Source organism: Sporosarcina sp. NCCP-2331 (assembly GCF_023707945.1).
Lineage (GTDB): Bacteria > Bacillota > Bacilli > Bacillales_A > Planococcaceae > Sporosarcina > Sporosarcina cascadiensis.
Map to the genome: position 1 here is coordinate 67,865 of NZ_BRCD01000018.1, position 19,442 is coordinate 87,306.

Genomic DNA, 19,442 nt, shown 5'->3' on the forward strand with positions numbered 1-19,442 from the left:
TTAAACAAACCTTAAAAAATGATATGTTGATTTAAAGTTTTCTTTTATTCGAGTTAGTTTTATAATCGTACGTAACCAGAAGCGACTGTGAGTGATGAAATGGGAGGAGCACTATATGAAACTGCTGATCATTGAAGATGACAAATATCTTTCTGAATCAATTTGCGATATCACTAAGGAAATATTCGATGTGGAGCAGGCGTACGATGGGGAAGAAGGTCTGTTTCTTGCAGAACAGAATATTTTTGATGTCATTATCCTGGATATTATGCTTCCTTATTTAAACGGCTATGAAGTATTGGATAATTTACGAAAGAAAAATATTACGACTCCAGTCATTATGCTGACAGCCAAAGACGGAATTGATGATAAGATTAAAGGTTTTAAGGTCGGAGCGGACGACTATTTGGTGAAACCGTTCCACCGGGAAGAATTGTTATTGAGGCTCGAGGCCATGGTAAGAAGAACAGGTGGTTTATTTAAAGAAAATATCCTGACATTTAAAGAATTAGATCTGAATATAAAAAATAAAACTGCCGAGATACGCGGGGAGACCCTTAAGCTGAATGGAAAACAATTTGATTTGCTGGAGTACTTGGTGAACAATAAAAATGCTATTTTGACAAAGGAACAGATATTTGATCGCATATGGGGATTTCAATCTGATACTTCTACAACGGTGGTCGAAGTATACGCCAGCAATTTACGGAAAAGTTTAAAGGCATTTGATTATGATCAATACATCAAGACTTTCCGCGGATTAGGTTATATGCTGGAAGACCGCGGTGAAGGAAATGTTTAATAGACTAATCTTCAAGAAGCAACAGCTGACATTCATGTTTCTTAATTTGATCGCATTTACAGTGATTTTTACGATTTTCAGCATTATTATTTTCAGCCAAGTGCAGAACACGCTATTCTCAAAGACAGACGAAGAACTTTTGTCATTTAAAGAGAGATTGACCGGCAATAATCCGGAAAGTCTGAGGCTGCCTCCTAAAGAAGGTAACTTAAACCCGCCTGCACGGGCTGATGAGAGGCAAAAAGGTATGCCGAATCCACGAATGATTGTCATTCATTGGGATGGGTCCGGGAATATTCTGAATGAAGATGAAATCGGGACCTTATTTTATGAAAATTATCTAGCAAATTATACGTTGGACAAAACGAATTTGAACGAGATTACAATGACGAAAATCAGTGATCTGTACCACTTCAGATACATTCTTTTTGAAGATCGGAATGATCAGGATCAAACGGTCTATACACAGTTACTGGTGAATGTCGATGCAGAACAAACGATTATTGCCAACTTTGAAAAACTGATTATTATCTGCTCGGCGATCTTTATCGTTCTTTCTATTTCTGCGAGTTTCATTTTATCCAGAAAGATGATGAAGCCCATCATTCATTCATGGAACAAGCAGGCAGAATTCGTAGAAAACGCGTCACACGAACTTCGAACACCTTTGACGATTATCCAGAATAAATTGGAACTTCTTCTTACGGTGCCTCAGGAACGGATTGCAGACCGTTTTGAAAATATCGCGTTAAGCCTATCGGAAACGAGACGTTTATCGAAACTTACTTCCGACTTATTGACTTTGGCTCGAGCGGATTCTGCAGAGACGCAAATAATAAAGCAGTCCATTCATTTGGATTCATTCATCCAGAATATATGCACGCCTTATCAGGAAATAGCCGAATCACAGGAAAAGCATTTTACGCTAAGTTGTCACAGTCCTTTTGCGATAGAAGCGGATGAAACACGCCTTCATCAGCTGATAGTGATTTTATTGGATAATGCCTTAAAATATACAGGCGAAAACGACAGGATCAGCGTGAAAACCTATACGGAAGATCTAAAAGCAGTAATTGAAGTCAGCGATACGGGAATCGGTATCAGAGAAGAAAATATTGGCCATGTGTTTGATCGTTTTTATCGGGAAGACAAAGCACGGACTAGGGAAACGGGAGGAATGGGACTGGGATTATCCATTGCTCAGTGGATTGTATCGATGCACGATGGGACCATTCAGGTGAAAAAGAATCAGCCGGCAGGTTCTATCTTTATAGTCAAGCTGCCAAAGTAAGAGATCACATAGTGTGATCTCTTTTTTAATACCGAATTTCTTTAAGGTTCATTTAAGGTTCGCCATTTAGTATAGGTTTTACAGAAACACAGCAAAAAGGAGCAGATGACTATGGCGATTGAAATATTCAGCAGAAAAGAACAAAAATACTTGATCACTCGACGCCAATACGCCGAACTGACAGAACAGATTGGACCTATTATGCGTAACGATAAAAATGGAATCGACGGAAAATACTTGGTCACTAGCTTGTACTTCGACAATGCAGAGAAAGGAATTTATTTCGAGACGAAAAATAAATTGAAGTATCGGCAGAAACTGCGCTTGCGTGTCTATGACGATGCTGATCTCCACAGTACAGCTTTTTTTGAGGTCAAACAGAAACATCAGAAAGTTGTCAATAAACGACGGATGCTGCTGCCGCTTAAAGAAGCCTACCGTTACCTTGAAGAAGATGGCCAGGCTGGGCTAGACCAATATGAAACCTCAAATACGCAGGTCTTGAAGGAGATAGATTATTTCCGAACGTTCTATCGCTTACGTCCCGAAATGGTCGTATCATACAGCCGGCATGCGCTTCACGGCATCCATGATTCCGGACTGAGAATCACGTTTGATTTTGATTTACGCTGCCGCAAAGACGATCTGCATATCGAAAACGGCCCCTACGGAGAGTACTTCATCGACCCCGATCTTGTCGTATTAGAAGTGAAAGTTGATCACAGCGTGCCGCTTTGGCTTGCGCGTATTTTACAGGAGCTACAATGTGAACAGCGGAGCGCCTCGAAGTTCTGTACGAGTATGGAATTGCTGAGCGGAGATGTATTGCCGCAGGCTGACTATTTGGAACCGAAAGAATTAAAAGAACCGATTACAGGAGGAATAGAAAATGGATCAAATCACGAACTTGTTTTCATCTAATGGATTGGAAGGAAGCCCTACCATGTGGATGAGTATTACCGCGATGGCACTGGCTGCTGTTCTCAGCTTAATTATTACGAAAGTATACCAAATTACGTTTAACGGCGAACGTTATTCGCAAGCCTTCGTTCACACGATTGTTATGATGAGTGTGGTCGTATCGGTAGTTATGAACGTCGTAAGCGATAATGCAGGCGTCGCATTTGGTCTATTCGCTGTTTTCTCACTCATCCGTTTCCGGAGTGCTGTCACGAACGCTAAAGATATTGCGTATATCTTCTTCGGATTATGTGTTGGGATGACTGCCGGACTCTTTCAGTTTCCTCTTGCCATCGCGTTGACGCTGTTTGCCAGTCTGATTTTCTACCTTCTGTACAAGGTCGATTACGGCAAAGGGAAAGATACGCAAATTCTAAAAGTGACCGTCCCTGAAAACTTGAATCACGAGAATCTATTTGATGATATCTTGAATGAAAAAACAGAAGCGTATCATCTTCGTCAAGTAGAAACGACAAACTTAGGAACAATGATTCTTTACACCTTTGCAATTCGAAGCAAAGTGGAGACCAAAGATCAAGAGCTGCTGAATGAAATTCGCGTGCGCAATGCAAATTTGAAGGTGTCACTTTCCTATTTGGAGATGCGGGACTGAGTAAAAAAATGAATATCTGCAGAAGAAATGATTTCGTATTAAATAGAAGAAAGATCCTGCGCCCATTCAAATTCTCCAATGATGGTGAAAGTCTTTTTAAAGTAAACTTGCTTAAAAATAAAAGTATTGATTGAAACAGCCCCCTCTTGCAAAAATGATAATCAAGAGAGGGGTTTTTTATTGTGATTTTGTTTACTCATACTGGAATGCTAATATGGATAAATAAAATGGTTCCTACAATTATAGAAATACATAAACCTGACTTTCATAATGAAGAACTTTCTTAATAAAGTCTAATAACGTATTCTGATAAATAGCCAAAAACTATAACTATATACAAAAAAGCGATTGGTAATAGTTAGACGATTAAAATATACTTGCGGTAAGGTAATAGAAAAGTATGAAAGTTTTTACAACAACAATCACTGTAAAGGAGGCTCTTGAATTATTATTGCGCATTGTTACCTTATATTACCTTACCTGAAATTAAATGGTGAAATGTAAGCGGTTAAATTTCCTTATAATAACAGAATTGATTAACACTAGTTTAGCAGATTATTAGACTAACTATTTTTATAAATAAAAAGGGGGCAATAATATGTGGAAGAAAATGATGATGGGTGCGGCGATGTCGCTGGCACTGATAGCAGCAGGTTGCGGCAGTGATAGTGAGAAGGCGGATGCCGGTTCTTCAGACAAGAAATATAAAATAACGATTTCAAACTCAGTAGAGGAAGATTCAGCACTGCACAAAGGCTTGATGGAATTTAAAGAAGTGGCAGAAGATAAGTCAGATGGCAGACTGCAGGTTGAGGTGTTTTCAAATGGTGAACTTTATGCTTCTGAACGAGAAGCAATCGAAGCAGTTCAGGCAGGAAATATTCAGGCTGTAAGCCCCGCGACTGCACCATTGACGAACTTCGTTAAAGAATTTATGGCGCTCGACTTCCTGTTCGTATTTGATGACGTAGATGATGCAAACGGCAAACTGGATGGCGAGCTTGGAGATATCTTGAATGCAAAGCTGGAAGAGAATCAGCTGAAAGGTTTAGGCTGGGGCAGTGCAGGAATGACACAGATGACGAACAACGTAAAACCAATCGAAACAATTGAAGATTTCAAAGGAATGAAGCTGCGTACTATGGAAAACAACATTCACTTGGACAGCCTGAAGGAGCTTGGGGCAAACCCTCAGCCATATGCATTCGGTGAATTGTATTCGGCTCTTCAGCAAAATATCTTTGACGGCATGCAGACGACAGGTCAGTTGATCGAGAGCTCAAAAGTGTATGAAGTTCAAGATTATATGACAATCATGAATCACTCATTTACTGCAGAAGCACTTGTAATGAACAAAGCGTTCTATGATTCACTTCCTGAAGATCTTCAAAAGGTAGTCGATGAAGCAGGCGAAGCATTTACGAAGCACGAACGAGAAGTATCTGTTGAGTACGATGCGAAAGCAATGGAGCTTTTGGGAGAAACGCTGAAAGTAAATACGCTGCCTGAAGAAACAAAACAGGAAATCATTGAAAAGTTAAAGCCGGTATATGATAAGTACGAAAAAGAAATCGGTCATGATTTGATGGAATTAATTAGAGAATAATAGTATAGTCAGACAATTTATTCCCGGTTATCATACATTTTGATGATGGCCGGGTGAAATTTTTCTCACTTTCTTCGGTTAACGAAATGATTTACTGTGCCAGGCGCAAACACGTTTCCAGGGCAGATAGGATAGACGAATGAAAACACCACGCTGGATATTGAATGAGTGGAGATGGTAAACATTGAAGAAGTTTTTACGCTTTATTGAAAAGTTTGAAGAAATATTCTTGGTTACGACGATGGCAGCCATTTTGCTGATGATTTTTTCCCAGGCTCTTTTCCGTTACTTTTTCGGCAGCGGTATTGTATGGGGAGAAGAATTTGCGCGGTATGTCCACGTTGCACAAGTGTGGATTGGTTCCAGTTTAGCCATTAAAATGGGCGGACATATCCGGGTAACTTTTTTGAGGGATTTAATGAATGATAAATTTAAAAAAGTTTTAGATTTATTATCTACATTTTTATTTTTCGCCTTTATGGCGTTTATTACTTATAAGGGTACGTTTTTTATTTTGCAGCTAATAGAGACCGGCCAAAAAGCCCCTTCAAGTGGAATTTTAATGGCGATTCCATATTCTGTAATCCCTCTTGGAGCTTTTTTCATGGCGCTTAGACTTATCCAGCAATTCAGAGGGATTATAAAAGGAGAACTGCTCGAAGAAGAGATTGAGGGGGTGGAACAATGACAATAGCTGTATTATTTATCAGTTTCTTTGCTCTTATGCTTATCGGCGTTCCTATCGCGATATCTCTTGGCGCATCAGCATTGTTCACAATGGTTTTTGCAACAGATCTGCCGCTCGGTTCCATTGTGCAGCAGGCCTTCACTTCTCTTGATTCGTTTTCATTACTGTCGATTCCACTGTTTATCCTGGCAGGTGTGTTGATGAGTTCAGGCGGAGTTTCAAAACGTCTTCTGCACTTGGCAGGCGTTCTTGTCGGATACTTAACGGGCGGTCTGGCCATCGGTACGGTTCTTGCCAGTATGTTCTTTGCAGCAATCTCTGGTTCAGGTCCTGCGACGGTTGCAGCGATCGGTTCATTCATGATTCCCAATATGGCGAAAAAAGGATATGACAAGCCGTTTGCTGCTGCCGTTACTGCCACTGCCGGCTCCATTGGAGTTATTTTACCGCCGAGTATTCCTTTTATCATGTTTGGGATTGTGGGCGGCGTATCCATCGGCGCACTGTTTTTAGCAGGTATTATACCAGGGATACTCGTCGGGCTGGCGTTAATGTTCGTTTCGTATCGGACAGCGAAAAAGCGTGATTTTCCTACTGAAGGTAAATTCCCGACATTCAAGGAAGTGCTGAAGGCAATCAACTATGCGAAATGGGCATTGCTGATTCCGGTAGTCATACTAGGCGGTATATACAGCGGGCTATTCTCTCCGACAGAATCTGCGGCAGTTGCCTGTATGTATGCATTGTTTATCGGATTGTTTGTCTATAAAGAACTGACATTAAAGAGTCTCTACAGTGTATTTTTAGAAGCAACCCTGTTGAATATACCGGTAATCATCATCATCAGTTTCTCTATTTCCTTCGCATATTTGCTCAGTATCGAACGGATTCCGGCGACGATTGCGCATTTCATCACAGGAATTTCTGAAAATATGATTATTACGATGCTGCTGGTCAGTGCGTTCTTGTTTGTAGTAGGAATGTTTATTGACACGATTTCTGCAGTGGTTATTCTGACACCTATTTTGCTGCCGGTGGCGGTAGCGGTAGGCATTGATCCGATTCACTTCGGCGTCATCATGGTCTGTAACCTGGCTGTCGGTTATGTTACACCTCCGCTTGGAGTAAACTTATTCGTTGCTTCGCATATCAGTAAAGTTTCAATTGAACGAATCAGCCGTGCGCTTGTTCCGTTTATCGTTGCGATGCTGATCATTATTGTTATCATAATTGCGATTCCGTCACTTTCTACATTCTTGCCGGGATTGGCGAAATAATTACATCATAGAAGACAGGAGCTGTATTTCAAATGAATTGGAGAACCAGTGTAAAAGATATCGCACCATATATACCGGGCAAATCGATTGAAGCAGTAAAGAAGGAGCTGCAGCTGGAGGAAGTGCACCGTCTTGCGTCTAACGAAAATCCGCTCGGTCCTTCCCCCAAAGCAAAAGCAGCGATGAAGCAGGCAATTGAAGAAGTGCATTTGTATCCGGATGCATCTGCGACAAAACTGCGTGAGCATCTGGCAGAGATGTATGAAGTGCAGCCTGAACAAGTTATCACAGGCAACGGTGCAGATAATATTATTTCATTGGTGGTCAGTGCGTACATTGATGAAGGAGATGAAGTAGTTTACGGAAGCCCTACTTTCCCCGCTTACCGTTCGTCTACACTTCTGATGGGCGGAATTCCTGTGGAAGTGCCGCTTACAAAGGATTGGCAGTTTGATTTGGATGCGATGAAAGCGAAGATTACGGATAAGACAAAACTTGTATTTGTCTGTAATCCGAATAATCCTACCGGCACAATTGTGGAGGATTCTTCATTGGAGAAATTCATACAAGAAATTCCTGACCATGTAACAGTTGTGCTCGATGAAGCGTATATCGAATATGTCCGTGAGAAACCGTATAAGACGGGAATTGACTACTTCAAGGCCGGACATCCGATCATTACCATCCGTACGTTCTCGAAATTCTACAGCTTGGCAGGCTTGCGTGTAGGCTATGCTGTTGCGTCGGAAGAACTGCTCGAACCTGTATTGCGTCTGCGTGAGCCGTTTGCTGTGAACCGGGTAGCGATAGAAGCGGCGTCAGCTACGCTGGATGACAATGATTTTACGGAAGAACATTATCAAATGAACGAAGAAGGCAAGAAGTATCTGACGGAGGAATTTACAAAGCTAGGATTTGAAGTGTTTCCGTCCTACACGAATTTCCTGTTTGTTCACATCAAGTCCGATGCACAGGCATTATTTAATAAGCTGCTGGAAAAAGGGCTGATTATTCGTCCATGCACGCCATGGGGCTTGAATGAATATGTCCGCATTTCAATTGGAACTAAGGAGCAAAATGAACTTCTGGTGGGAATTTTACATCAAAATGAGAAGGAGTGATGTTGGACTATGACAAAGCAGAAGGTATGGATTTTAGATGATGAATGGTTTGCGCATGATGTGGAGAAGGAGATTTACGACGATCACGATATTGAATATAAAGTGACGAGAAGTGACACTGTAAAAGAGGATTTTGAAACGTTTGGAAAATATGCGGACGGTATTGTAGCGCAAATCGGTTTTCCATGCGGCGCAGATATTATCTCTGAACTGGAGAACTGTAAAATCATTGCTGCTTCTGGAGTAGGCTTTAATCATATTGATTTGGACGCTGCCTGCGATAAAGGAATATACGTAACGAATATGGCGGATTACTGTATCGGAGAAGTGTCCGACCATACCATTGCCTTGTCATTGTCTGTAGCGAGGAGACTGCGTGCCTATAACGAGCAAGTGAAAAGTTTTGCCTGGAATCCGCTTGATACACTGCCGATCAAACGTCTTAAGGGAAGAACAGTCGGACTGCTCGGCTTTGGCCGCATCGCTAAAGAAGTGGCTAGGAAATTCCAAGTGTTTGGTATAAACGTAATTGCGCACGATGAGTTTGTGCCGAAAGATGCGTTTACTGAATATAGCGTGGAGTCCGTAACGCTCGATGAACTGCTGGAGAGATCGGATATTTTGAGCTTGCACGTTCCGCTGACTGATGAAACGGAAGGATTGCTTAATTACGACAGATTAAAACAATTGAAAGAAGGCTCCATCCTCATTAATACGTGCCGAGGGGCGATTATCCAGGAAGACGCATTGGTGAAAGTGATGAAAGAAGGTCATCTTGCGGGTGCGGGTCTTGATGTATTGACGGAAGAACCGCCTGGCAGAGATCAGGAGCTTCTTCATATGGAAGAAGTGTTTGTTACACCGCATTCTTCTTATGTATCTGAAGAATCCGAGTACGAACTTCGATCTCGTACCAGTTTGAATGTCATCCGTGCAATCCGGGGCGAAACACCAGAATTTGTTCAGAATGTGATGCCTGAACGCACAAGCTGATCAGGAAATATCTTTGAAAAACTCTTTTGTCGTTTCAATGAACTCTTCTATGACCGGCGGCAGATAGCGGTTTTTCATATAAGCAATATAGACAGTCCGTGAAAGATTGCTGTTGGTCAGTTTCTTTACCGTCAGTGAAGGATGGTCTGGTTTCCGCAGATAGTTCTCTGGAACAATCGTGATGCCGAGACCTTCTTCTACTAAGGCGCATGCTGTTTCGAACCGCTCAATCTCAAAATGAATAGTAGGTTTAATACCGGACTTCCGGAATTCATTCAGAATATCGTTGCGTGTCTGGAATCCCTCTTTGCAGATAATGAATTCCTCGCCCTTTAGATCACTAATGGAGAGATGTTCCGTATGCTGAAGAGGATGTCCTTGGGGTAATAAAGCGACCAGTCTCTCTGTATAGATCGGGCTCATTTCGATTTCTTCGCTTTCAAAAAGCTGATTAGTAATCGCCAGGTGAATCTGATAATTTTTCAAGGCAGCTTCCACTTGAGCGAATCCCAGCACTTCAAGTAATTTGATATGAATATCCGGATGAATCGTGCTATAGGAGGCGAGCAGCTTTGGCAGCCAAAATCGTACAGATTCGATTAAGCCGATATGCAGCTCAAGCGGTCCGTCTTCTTTTAGACGGATGGCTTCTTTTTGAAAGTAATTAAAGTGGCTGAGTAATTTTTTCGCTTCTTCATACATAATCTCTCCTTCTTTTGTCAAAGAGATATTTCTCGTACTCCGGTCAATCAATTTAAGTCCGACTGTGTCTTCAAACTTTTTAATGGCAGAGCTTAAAGACGGCTGCGAGATGAAAAGTGCCTTCGCTGCCTGGGTAAAGCTTCCTTCTTCGATAAGCGTCGTGAAATAAACTAATGAACGATGATCCATCTGACAACCCTCCGCTTTGCAATTATTCTTCCCATCAGTATAGCACATCCAAAAGAAGCGATTTCAGCACATGTTCGTTGTATGATTAAGTTATCTCATGCTGCAGTTCTTTTTTGTATGAATTTAGTTCGTACGGGTTCCGTATCTCGACCTTGCGGGTGGTTTAAACGTAGTATGTGTTTGCAGTTTAAACTCGCTTCGGGGCTTGGAGATTGCCTTACGCCATGAGCCAGCTGGGGAAGACCACGCCAGTTGTCTCATGGCAACGGCCGACCCCGCAATTGCGCCTTTGCTGGTATAGAGAAAGTATGTCATATTGCACTGAGTGTGGAATTAGTTATAGTAACTTCACTGCTCGGTAAAAAGCTATAATATACTAATGAAAATAGAGAATGACAAAGGAGTTCTACAGATGCCAAACGTATTAATTTCTCCGACAGGTACGGAAATCAGCTGTAAAAATTGGGAGATTGAAGGATTGCTGCGTCTGTTTTTAAACAGCCTGGATCCGCGCGTTGCTGAAAGCAGCAAAGACCTAATTGTATATGGCGGCAGAGGAAAAGCGGCCAGAAATCATGAATCAGTAGAAGCGATCATTCGTGAACTGAAACAACTGTCGCCGACTGAAACCTTGCTTATTCAATCAGGCAAGCCGGTAGGAAAGTTTCCGTCCTTTCCTCATTCTCCGCGAATCGTCAATGCTTCCTCGGTATTGGTTCCTCATTGGTCAACAGACAAAGCATTTGACAAATTGAATGAAAAAGGTCTGACGATGTACGGTCAATCAACTGCTGCATCCTGGGCATACATTGGCGTCCAGGGAGTGCTGCAAGGAACATTTGAAACAATGGGTGAAATTGCCAAGAGGCATTTTGACGACACCTTGCAGGGCAGAATCGTGCTGACGTCAGGACTTGGTGGGATGAGCGCAGCCCAGCCGCTGTCTGTCACAATGCACGGCGGAGTATGTATTGTCGTAGAAATTTCTGAAGATAAAATCAATCAGCGTCTGAAAAATAATTACTGTGATATTAAAGTGGATTCCTTGGAAGAAGCGATCCGGCTAGCGCAGCAAGCGGCAAAAGCGAAGAAGCCATTGGCGATTGCACTGTCCGGCAATGTGGCGGACCGCTATCGGGAAGCACTGAAACTGGATTTTATTCCGGATATCGTAACCGATCAGACTTCTGTGCATGATCTTCAGGTGGGCTATATTCCGAGCGGTCTGGATATGGAACAGTCGAAAGCGCTTCGCAAGAAAAATCTGGATCACTATTTGAAGTTGGTGAAGGATTCGCTGATTCCTCACGTTCGGGCGATGGTAACGTTTAAAGAACGTGGAGCCATCGTTTTTGAATATGGAAATAATTTGCGGAAACAAGCATATGAAGCGGGGTACGAACGGGCTTTTGAATTTCCGGGCTTTGCTTCCGAATACTTGCGCTCCCACTACTGTGAGGGACGGGGGCCTTGCCGTTGGATTGCGCTGTCGGGTGATCCGAATGATATCTATAAAATTGACGACATGATCTTGGAAGAGTTTGCGCATGATCATAGGGTGTCGCGCTGGATTCAATATGTGCAGGAAAAGATTTATTTCTACGGCTTGCCGGCCCGCACTTGCTGGCTTGATTATGAAGAACGGGAGCGGGTGGGTGTCATCATCAATGAAATGGTGCGTTCCGGCGAGCTGTCTGCACCCGTTGCGATTACGCGCGATCATTCCGAAGGCAGCACAATGGCGGCGCCGTTCAGAGAGACAGAAAATATGATGGATGGCAGTGATACAGTGGCAGACTGGCCTATTTTAAACGCCATGTTAAATGCCAGTGCAGGTGCTTCGATGGTCAGTATTCAAAATGGCGGGGGCGTCGGGATCGGAAACTCTGTTCACTCGGGCATGACGGTCATAGCGGATGGTAGTGAAGACGCGTCCGACCGTTTGAAAAAGGTATTAGTCGTGGACCCAGGCATGAGCATAATCAGGCATGCAGATGCTGGATACGAAGAGGCACAGACGGCACTCGATAAAATTAAGATGAAAAAGGGGTGATTACACGATGATCACTGTAGGGGTCTATCATCATGAAGCTTTATTTCAGATTTTATCAGCAGAGGGATTTCAGGTGATATGGATCCCGAGCCTGAAAGAAACAGAGATGATTCGCGCCCTGGATTTACTGATTGCCGATATTTCATTGGATGAAGAGGTGGAGTATAGAGGGACATTTACCTCTATACTGCAGGAAAACGTACAGCTGAAAATCATATTTCTGAAGGACACCTTTTCATTTAATGAAATGAAACAATTGATAAAAGCCGGCGCTTATGACTGTCTGGATACCTTAGAAACTTGTGCTGATCCCGAAAAATTGCTGCCGGTTCTAATGAAAGCGGGGGCTGACCTGAAGAGAGAGAGAAGACAAAAGAAAAGAGATACGGCTTATATGCTGCGGTCTATACGGGAATGTCTCGCGTACGATCTGCTGTACGGCAATAGTAAAAATGCGAAAGAGATTTGGGAGCGCAGTAAACTGGCAGAGCTGTCTCTCATCCCAAATACCGTTCTTCTCTTAAGTATTGACCACTTTTCTTGGCTGGTGGAAAATAAAGGCGAACTGTGGAAGAATGCGCTGAGAGAAGAAGTGCTCCAGGCAATCCGCGAAACTCATTTACATTATGAATCGTTGAAAGTACTCGTGACGGAAGAGAAGTATGCGATTCTGCTTGCGCTGCCTGTGCAGGTAGACGAAGCGAATTATAAAGCACTCTCGATTGAGTATGCAGAAAAAATCCGTGCAGAAATTAATCGGAAAACAGATTATACCGTCACTATTGGTATAGGCAATTACTTTGAAGATGCGCGTAATTTGCATCTTTCTTATCAAGAGAGTAAGCAAGCACAGGCATACCGTCTATTTTCAACCGAGAATTCGATTATTCATATAGAAGACCTGGATTACTTTGAGACAACGGAATACTATGACTACAAAATGCAAATTCAATCGATAACGGAGAAATTTTCATTGGGCGATCTGGATGGCGTTCGTCAGCAGTGGGAAGATGTTTATTGTTCGATTGCGTCTCATGTTCATATTGAACCGGAGGAATTCCGTCTGCAAGTTCTAGACCTGTTGTTTTCGCTGTCAAAATCCGCAATTCAAAATGGAGCCAGTCCGAAAAATATGATGCCGCTGCAAATTAAGCATGCAAAAGAATTACATGAATTAGAAACACTTGCTGAAATTGATGCTTGCGTAAAGACCATCATTACGGAATATAGCGAGCAAGTCGACGAAGGACATAATGAACAGTCCTTGAAGTCAGTAAAGGGAATCCTGCAATTCATTGAAGATCATTATCACGAAGATATTGGACTTGAAACAGTGGCGGCGCAAGTGGAATTAAGCCCGAACTACGTCAGTGCCATTTTTAAACAGACGACTGGCAGTTCATTCAGCTACTATCTGACCGAACGACGGATGAAGAAAGCCAAGCATCTATTAGAAGACTTGAATATGACAATTTATGAGGTCGCTGAATCTGTTGGTTACAGTTCCTCACAGTATTTCAGCAGGGTATTTAAAAATCATGTAGACATGACGCCAACTGCATATCGGAACAGTGTGCTATCCACTAAATACTGAATAAAAGAAGAGTTATGCAAAAAGTCCTTTAAATGTGACTCATTGCATAACTCTTTTTGTTGCAGAAAACCCAAGATTGAAAAGTATACAAAACAACAGTAGATAAGTGTACTTTATCGTATAATTTTCTACTGTGAAAAAATCCACCTTTTGATAAAGTAGAAATAAGGTAATGAAAGCGCTTTTATTACGCGCTGGAAATGAGGTCGGATAATATTGAATCAACCATTAGAAGGAATAAAGGTATTGGACTTTTCGAGGGTTCTGGCAGGCCCCTATTGTACGATGATGCTCTCCGATATGGGAGCTGAAGTCATAAAAATTGAGCGTCCTGAACTGGGGGATGACACGCGTCATTTCGGCCCTTTCCAAAATGGAGAGAGCGGTTACTTCATGTTTTTAAACCGCGGCAAGAAGAGTATCGAAATGAATTTGAAAGATTCTGATGACCGTGAGAGCTTAATGGAACTCATTAAAGATGCTGACGTAATCGTCGAAAACTTCCGTCCTGGTGTAATGGAAAATCTCGGACTGGGTTATGAGACGCTGAAAGAAGTCAACGAAGGTTTAATCTATTGCTCTATTTCCGGATTCGGACAATACGGACCGCTGAAAAAGCGTCCCGCATACGATCTGGTTGCTCAGGCGATGGGCGGAATCGCAAGTATTACAGGTCATCCTGACAATCCGCCGACCCGCTCAGGTGCTTCCCTTGGTGATATGAGTGCGGCGCTTTATGCGGCATACGGTATTATGGTGGCATTATTCCACCGCGAGCGTACGGGTATTGGCCAGGCGATCGACGTTGCAATGGTCGATACGATTTTCTCTCTGCTCGAGCACAACGTCATGCGCTATACATCCGAAGGCGTGATTCCTGAGCGTATAGGAAGCCGTCACCCGATCAGCGCGCCGTTCGATGTCTTTGAAACGAAAGAAGGCAGTATCGTGATTGCGACAGCAAATGAACCTTTATTCGTCAAGCTATGCAGTGTAATGGGAAAGGAAGAGTTATTGGAAGATGAGCGTTTCAAAACAGATATTCTGCGCGGAAAGAACGAAGCGGAGCTTAAAGTAATTCTTGAGGAATGGCTGTCAGGCTACACAGCTGATGAAGCGGTTGATTTAATCAGCCAGGCAGGCGTCCCTTGTTCCACAATTTTAAATATTGCAGAAATCAGCGAATCTGATCATATAAAAGAACGCGAAATGCTGCTTGATGTAGAGCATCCTGTAGCAGGGAAAACAAGAATTCCAGGTAACCCGGTAAAACTGTCGGCGACGCCTGTGCAAATAAAATCACCAAGTCCTGCGTTAGGTGAGCATAACAATATGATTAAAAAAACTACTGAAAAGTGAGTGAAGAATAATGAATTTCGACTTAACAGATGAGCAAAAAAGCATACGTGACATGGTTAGAAACTTTACAAAGGAAGTAATCGCACCAAAAGCCGAAGAAATCGACCGCGAAAACCGTTTCCCTGAAGAGCATATTCCCAAAATGGCTGAACTCGGTCTTCTCGGCATTGCTTACCCGGAAGAGGATGGCGGGGTAGGTGCAGATGCAATTGCTGAAGCAATCGCTGTCGAGGAAATCACATACGGCTGTGCGGCGACAGGTTCTATCCTGACTGCACACTACTTAGGAATTGACGGTTTATATCTTGCTTCCAATAAAGAACAGAGAGAAAAATATTTGGTGCCTGGATGCCAGGGCGATAAATTATTCGCTTTTTGTCTGACAGAGCCGGTCGGCGGAACAGATGTGGGATCAATGAAAACGAACGCAAAACTTGATGGAGATGAGTATGTCATCAATGGCTCCAAAATTTTTATTACTAACGGTGCATATGCTGATACTCTGGTTGTCTATGCGAAAACAGATATATCTAAAGGGACAAAAGGCATCAGTGCGTTCATCGTTGAAAAAGGTACGCCTGGTCTGTCATTCGGAGCAGGCGATGATAAAATGGGCATCCGCGGCGCGAAGACAGATGAAGTCATTTTCGAAAACGTCAGAATTCCGAAAGAAAATTTAGTCGGCGAAGAAGGAGACGGCTTCAAAATCGCCATGACGGTCGTGGACCGCGGACGAATCGGAATTGCGGCTATGGCAGTCGGTCTTTCACAAGCAGCGCTTGACGAAACTGTCAACTATGCAAAAGAGCGTGAAGCATTTGGAAAATCAATCTCTAACTATCAGGGACTGCAATGGATGATGGCAGAAATGGAATCAGATGTTGCTGTCAGCCGTCTGTACACCTACTACTCTGCCAGCCTCAAAGATAAGAAAGGTTACCGTCTGTCTAAAGAAGCTTCTATCGCAAAACTGATCACTTCAGAAGCTTCCAATCGTGTAGTCAACAAAGCAGTGCAAATTCACGGCGGCTATGGCTATATGAAAGAATACAAAGTGGAAAGATTGTACCGTGACCAGCGTATTCTGGAAATCTTCGAAGGAACATCTCAAGTTCAAAAAATGGTTATTTCAAGCTATGTAGCTAAATAAGAGGAGTGGTTTGATTTGAATAATACACCGTTAAAAAATATCCGTGCACCGCGCGGAACTGAATTGACTTGTAAAGGCTGGACGCAGGAAGCTGCTATGCGGATGATCATGAATAACCTAGACCCGGAAGTAGCAGAAAATCCGGACGAGCTCGTCGTATACGGCGGAATCGGAAAAGCTGCGCGCAACTGGGAAAGCTATCATGCCATCATTGAAGAGCTGAAGGAATTGGAGAACGATGAAACGTTGCTGATCCAATCAGGCAAGCCGGTCGGCAAGTTCCGGACATTTGAAAATTCCCCGCGCGTACTCATCGCCAATTCCAACTTAGTGCCGGCATATGCAAACTGGGAGAACTTCAATAAACTCGATAAAGAAGGACTCATGATGTATGGACAGATGACGGCGGGCAGCTGGATCTATATCGGTGCACAGGGAATTCTTCAGGGAACCTATCTGAGCTTTGTCGAAGCAGGAAAGAAAGTATTCGGCAGTCCGGACCTGACTGGGAAATTCATTTTAACAGGCGGTATGGGCGGAATGAGCGGCGCGCAGCCATTGGCAGGAAAGATGGCGAAAGCAGTGATTCTGGTCGTGGAAGTAGATAAAAATCGCATCGAGCGGAAAATTAAAGAACGCTACTGTGACTTTATCTATGAGGATCTAGATGAAGCATTGGCGAAAGTGAAAGAACTTACGGATAAAGGCGAGCCGGGATCGATCGGTCTTGTCGGAAACTGCGCAGATGTCTATCAGGAAATTGCAGACCGCGGAATTGTTCCCGATATTGTAACGGACCAGACAAGTGCGCATGACCCGAGAAACGGCTATGTGCCGAACGGCATGACATACGAAGAAGCTTTGAAGCTTCGCAAAGAAAACCCGGATCAGTATGAGAAATTGTCTTTAGAGACAATGGCGAAGCATGTGGAAGCGATGCTAGCCCTGCAAAAAGCCGGAGCGGAAACATTTGATTATGGAAATAATATCCGTCATTATGCGAAAGAACAAGGAGTAGAGAATGCGTTTGATTTCCCAGGATTCGTCCCGGCTTATCTGCGTCCATTGTTCTGTGAAGGTAACGGACCGTTCCGCTGGGTGGCGCTGTCAGGCGATCCGGAAGACATCTACAAGACAGATAAACTGGCGAAGGAAATGTTCAGCAATAACGAAGTGCTGACAAACTGGATTGATATGGCGCAGGAAATGGTGGCATGGCAGGGACTTCCTGCACGTATTTGCTGGCTTGGATACGGAGAGCGCCATAAATTCGCGCTTAAAGTGAATGAAATGGTGGCAAGCGGAGAAATCAGTGCGCCGATCGTCTTTGGCCGCGACCACTTAGACAGCGGATCGGTCGCGTCGCCGAACCGTGAAACAGAATCCATGAAAGACGGCAGTGATGCAGTGGCTGACTGGCCGATCCTGAATGCACTTGTGAATACAAGCGGCGGAGCGAGCTGGGTAAGTCTGCACCACGGCGGCGGTGTTGGAATGGGCTACTCCATCCATGCAGGTCAGGTACTGGTGGCTGATGGATCAGATGAGGCAGCTGAAAAGATTAAGCGCGTACTCGTTTCAGATCCGGGTATGGGGGTCATCCGTCACGCAGATGCCGGCTATTCCCGTGCGATTGAAGTAGCGGAAGAGCGTCATGTTCATATCCCGATGAAAAAGAAGAATAAGTAATTGCTGCTGCAAAAAGGCGGATAGCATAAAAATAAAGCGTCAGCTCTTCTAAAGAGCCGACGCTTTATTTTCATTGATTGAAAGTACTAAATAAATACAGGCAACTGTACTTTATAGGAGTAAGACGTATATGATATTCTAGCTAATTAAAGATAAGGGCTGTGTGCGTATTTTCTAATGACTTCCTGCATGGCTTTTTTAGTGTGAGGCCATCCCGTTTACAGGTCGGTGATCATAACTGCAGGTTTCGCTCATAGGGTCAGCAAATCAAACATTTGAAGACCGACAAATAGTGTGAATCCTTAATTTACCGTTATTTTCATGATTCAACCTGCCGAATTACGGGAAACTAACTAAGTAAAACAAAGTAGTTTCGGAGAGGGAAGATATCATGGAAGCCTGGTTGATTGGACTTAAATTGGTCAGTGGTTTTTTAGCGTTGGTATTTTGTATGAAGATGACAGGTGCGAAGGGAGTTTCCAACCTGACATCGATCGATTTTATTTGGAGCATCTTGCTTTCGGAAATTGTCGGGAACGGTCTGTATGATACGGAGGTTAAGTGGTATACCGTGCTGCTGACACTGCTGGGCTGGTGCCTGATTAAGATGCTGTTTGATTATTTTATGTATAAATCCGACAAAATTGAGGTCATCATTACAGGTGAAAGAGAACTCCTGATCAAAGACGGACAGCCGGATAGGGAAACCATGCGGAAGAACCGCATCGACAAACGTGAGTTGGAACATGCGCTGCGCAAACAGGGAGTTTTTTCGATGGATGAAATTCAGCGGGCGTATTTGGAGATGGACGGTGCGGTGACGATTCAATTGAAGAAAGATTATCAGACGGCGACGAAAGGAGATTTGCAAATCTTACGAGATAGCAGTAGTAATGATAAAGAGTGTTGACGTAAAATTTAATAAAATAGATTTCGACAGAGAACAAAACATCTGAAGTTATTCAACAAAAGCACCTCCTGCTACTCAAGGGAAGTGCTTTTTTGATTAATTTATACTGATTGGGTGTTCTGGCCTGTTGTTCCCCCCCGATGAAGAATTATTAGAAAACCTTAGCAATTTGCATCAAAAACGGAGTGAGAAAGTCAGGTATGATGGAAATGAGGTGGTGGAGATGCAATATAGCAAAGTGACTCAATCTGTAATTTCCTATATCGAGCAGCATCTGCTGGAAGACTTGGGATTAGATTATTTTTCGGCGCTCACAAGTTACTCCAAATTCCATTTGTTGCGGGTATTTAAGAAAGAAACTGGAAAAACGATAGGAGAGTACATTAGATATAGACGATTGGCTGTGGCGGCTAATTTACTAGTGAATTCGAATGAAACCGTAATT

The 19,442-nt window shown here is 43.1% G+C and carries 17 protein-coding genes; 16 read left to right on the plus strand and 1 reads right to left on the minus strand.

Going from position 1 to position 19,442, the window contains the following annotated elements:
* Positions 1-115 precede the first annotated feature (115 nt).
* The 9 genes from NCCP2331_RS11610 (at position 116) to NCCP2331_RS11650 (ending at position 9,351) form a co-directional block, all read left to right on the plus strand.
* A complete protein-coding gene (locus NCCP2331_RS11610; RefSeq protein WP_251670841.1) occupies positions 116-802 on the plus strand; it encodes a response regulator transcription factor in 687 nt (228 codons plus the stop codon).
* Positions 795-2,093: a sensor histidine kinase gene (locus NCCP2331_RS11615; protein ID WP_251670842.1), complete on the plus strand. Its 1,299-nt coding sequence runs from the start codon at positions 795-797 to the stop codon at positions 2,091-2,093. Before NCCP2331_RS11610 ends, NCCP2331_RS11615 begins: the two co-directional genes overlap by 8 nt.
* 111 nt (positions 2,094-2,204) lie before the next feature.
* A complete protein-coding gene (locus NCCP2331_RS11620) occupies positions 2,205-3,014 on the plus strand; it encodes a polyphosphate polymerase domain-containing protein (RefSeq protein ID WP_251670843.1) in 810 nt (269 codons plus the stop codon).
* Positions 2,983-3,666, plus strand: a complete 684-nt coding sequence (locus tag NCCP2331_RS11625; RefSeq protein WP_251670844.1) for a DUF4956 domain-containing protein — start codon at positions 2,983-2,985, stop codon at positions 3,664-3,666. The genes NCCP2331_RS11620 and NCCP2331_RS11625 overlap by 32 nt, the downstream gene beginning before the upstream one ends.
* Positions 3,667-4,264: 598 nt before the next feature.
* Complete coding sequence (locus NCCP2331_RS11630) at positions 4,265-5,272, plus strand: TRAP transporter substrate-binding protein (RefSeq protein WP_153722851.1); 1,008 nt, start codon at positions 4,265-4,267, stop codon at positions 5,270-5,272.
* 184 nt (positions 5,273-5,456) lie between these two features.
* Positions 5,457-5,960, plus strand: a complete 504-nt coding sequence (locus NCCP2331_RS11635) for a TRAP transporter small permease (protein ID WP_153722852.1) — start codon at positions 5,457-5,459, stop codon at positions 5,958-5,960.
* Positions 5,957-7,237: a TRAP transporter large permease gene (locus NCCP2331_RS11640; protein ID WP_153722853.1), complete on the plus strand. Its 1,281-nt coding sequence runs from the start codon at positions 5,957-5,959 to the stop codon at positions 7,235-7,237. The genes NCCP2331_RS11635 and NCCP2331_RS11640 overlap by 4 nt, the downstream gene beginning before the upstream one ends.
* A 32-nt stretch (positions 7,238-7,269) precedes the next feature.
* The gene (hisC, locus tag NCCP2331_RS11645) at positions 7,270-8,358 is read left to right on the plus strand and encodes a histidinol-phosphate transaminase (RefSeq protein WP_251670845.1); all 1,089 of its coding nucleotides are present in this window, start codon (positions 7,270-7,272) and stop codon (positions 8,356-8,358) included.
* A 9-nt stretch (positions 8,359-8,367) separates the two neighbouring features.
* On the plus strand, positions 8,368-9,351 hold the full coding sequence (locus NCCP2331_RS11650) for a C-terminal binding protein (protein WP_251670846.1): 984 nt from the start codon (positions 8,368-8,370) through the stop codon (positions 9,349-9,351).
* On the opposite strand, the gene NCCP2331_RS11655 is transcribed toward NCCP2331_RS11650, so the two are convergent.
* The gene (locus NCCP2331_RS11655; protein ID WP_153722856.1) at positions 9,352-10,242 is read right to left on the minus strand and encodes a LysR family transcriptional regulator; all 891 of its coding nucleotides are present in this window, start codon (positions 10,240-10,242) and stop codon (positions 9,352-9,354) included.
* Between the two features lie 412 nt (positions 10,243-10,654).
* On the opposite strand from NCCP2331_RS11655, the gene hutU (NCCP2331_RS11660) reads away from it, so the two are divergent.
* From hutU (NCCP2331_RS11660) to NCCP2331_RS11690, 7 genes are all read left to right on the plus strand, one after another.
* Positions 10,655-12,295 (plus strand): urocanate hydratase, encoded by a 1,641-nt coding sequence (gene hutU / locus NCCP2331_RS11660; protein WP_153722857.1) that lies wholly within the window; start codon positions 10,655-10,657, stop codon positions 12,293-12,295.
* Between the two features lie 7 nt (positions 12,296-12,302).
* Positions 12,303-13,889, plus strand: coding sequence for a helix-turn-helix domain-containing protein (locus NCCP2331_RS11665; RefSeq protein ID WP_251670847.1), 1,587 nt, complete (start codon positions 12,303-12,305; stop codon positions 13,887-13,889).
* 216 nt (positions 13,890-14,105) lie between these two features.
* Entirely contained in the window at positions 14,106-15,248 is a 1,143-nt protein-coding gene (locus tag NCCP2331_RS11670) for a CaiB/BaiF CoA transferase family protein (protein ID WP_251670850.1), read from the plus strand.
* 10 nt (positions 15,249-15,258) lie between these two features.
* Positions 15,259-16,398, plus strand: a complete 1,140-nt coding sequence (locus NCCP2331_RS11675; RefSeq protein ID WP_251670852.1) for an acyl-CoA dehydrogenase family protein — start codon at positions 15,259-15,261, stop codon at positions 16,396-16,398.
* A gap of 15 nt (positions 16,399-16,413) precedes the next feature.
* On the plus strand, positions 16,414-18,087 hold the full coding sequence (hutU, locus tag NCCP2331_RS11680) for a urocanate hydratase (protein ID WP_251670859.1): 1,674 nt from the start codon (positions 16,414-16,416) through the stop codon (positions 18,085-18,087).
* Between the two features lie 391 nt (positions 18,088-18,478).
* Positions 18,479-18,997 carry a DUF421 domain-containing protein gene (locus NCCP2331_RS11685; protein WP_251670861.1) on the plus strand — a complete coding sequence of 173 codons (519 nt, stop codon included), beginning with the start codon at positions 18,479-18,481 and terminating at the stop codon, positions 18,995-18,997.
* 223 nt (positions 18,998-19,220) lie between these two features.
* Positions 19,221-19,442, plus strand: a 222-nt coding sequence (locus NCCP2331_RS11690; RefSeq protein ID WP_376776821.1) for a helix-turn-helix domain-containing protein, incomplete at its 3' end; no start/stop codon positions are given.

Excerpts from the sequence above, each read along its gene's own strand:
- NCCP2331_RS11610 (WP_251670841.1), top strand. The coding sequence starts at position 116 with ATGAAACTGCTGATCATTGAAGATGACAAATATCTTTCTGAATCAATT.
- NCCP2331_RS11615 (WP_251670842.1), top strand. The coding sequence starts at position 795 with ATGTTTAATAGACTAATCTTCAAGAAGCAACAGCTGACATTCATGTTT.
- NCCP2331_RS11620 (WP_251670843.1), top strand. The coding sequence starts at position 2,205 with ATGGCGATTGAAATATTCAGCAGAAAAGAACAAAAATACTTGATCACT.
- NCCP2331_RS11625 (WP_251670844.1), top strand. The coding sequence starts at position 2,983 with ATGGATCAAATCACGAACTTGTTTTCATCTAATGGATTGGAAGGAAGC.
- NCCP2331_RS11630 (WP_153722851.1), top strand. The coding sequence starts at position 4,265 with ATGTGGAAGAAAATGATGATGGGTGCGGCGATGTCGCTGGCACTGATA.
- NCCP2331_RS11640 (WP_153722853.1), top strand. The coding sequence starts at position 5,957 with ATGACAATAGCTGTATTATTTATCAGTTTCTTTGCTCTTATGCTTATC.
- hisC (WP_251670845.1), top strand. The coding sequence starts at position 7,270 with ATGAATTGGAGAACCAGTGTAAAAGATATCGCACCATATATACCGGGC.
- NCCP2331_RS11650 (WP_251670846.1), top strand. The coding sequence starts at position 8,368 with ATGACAAAGCAGAAGGTATGGATTTTAGATGATGAATGGTTTGCGCAT.
- NCCP2331_RS11655 (WP_153722856.1), bottom strand. The coding sequence starts at position 10,242 with ATGGATCATCGTTCATTAGTTTATTTCACGACGCTTATCGAAGAAGGA.
- hutU (WP_153722857.1), top strand. The coding sequence starts at position 10,655 with ATGCCAAACGTATTAATTTCTCCGACAGGTACGGAAATCAGCTGTAAA.
- NCCP2331_RS11665 (WP_251670847.1), top strand. The coding sequence starts at position 12,303 with ATGATCACTGTAGGGGTCTATCATCATGAAGCTTTATTTCAGATTTTA.
- NCCP2331_RS11675 (WP_251670852.1), top strand. The coding sequence starts at position 15,259 with ATGAATTTCGACTTAACAGATGAGCAAAAAAGCATACGTGACATGGTT.
- NCCP2331_RS11685 (WP_251670861.1), top strand. The coding sequence starts at position 18,479 with ATGGAAGCCTGGTTGATTGGACTTAAATTGGTCAGTGGTTTTTTAGCG.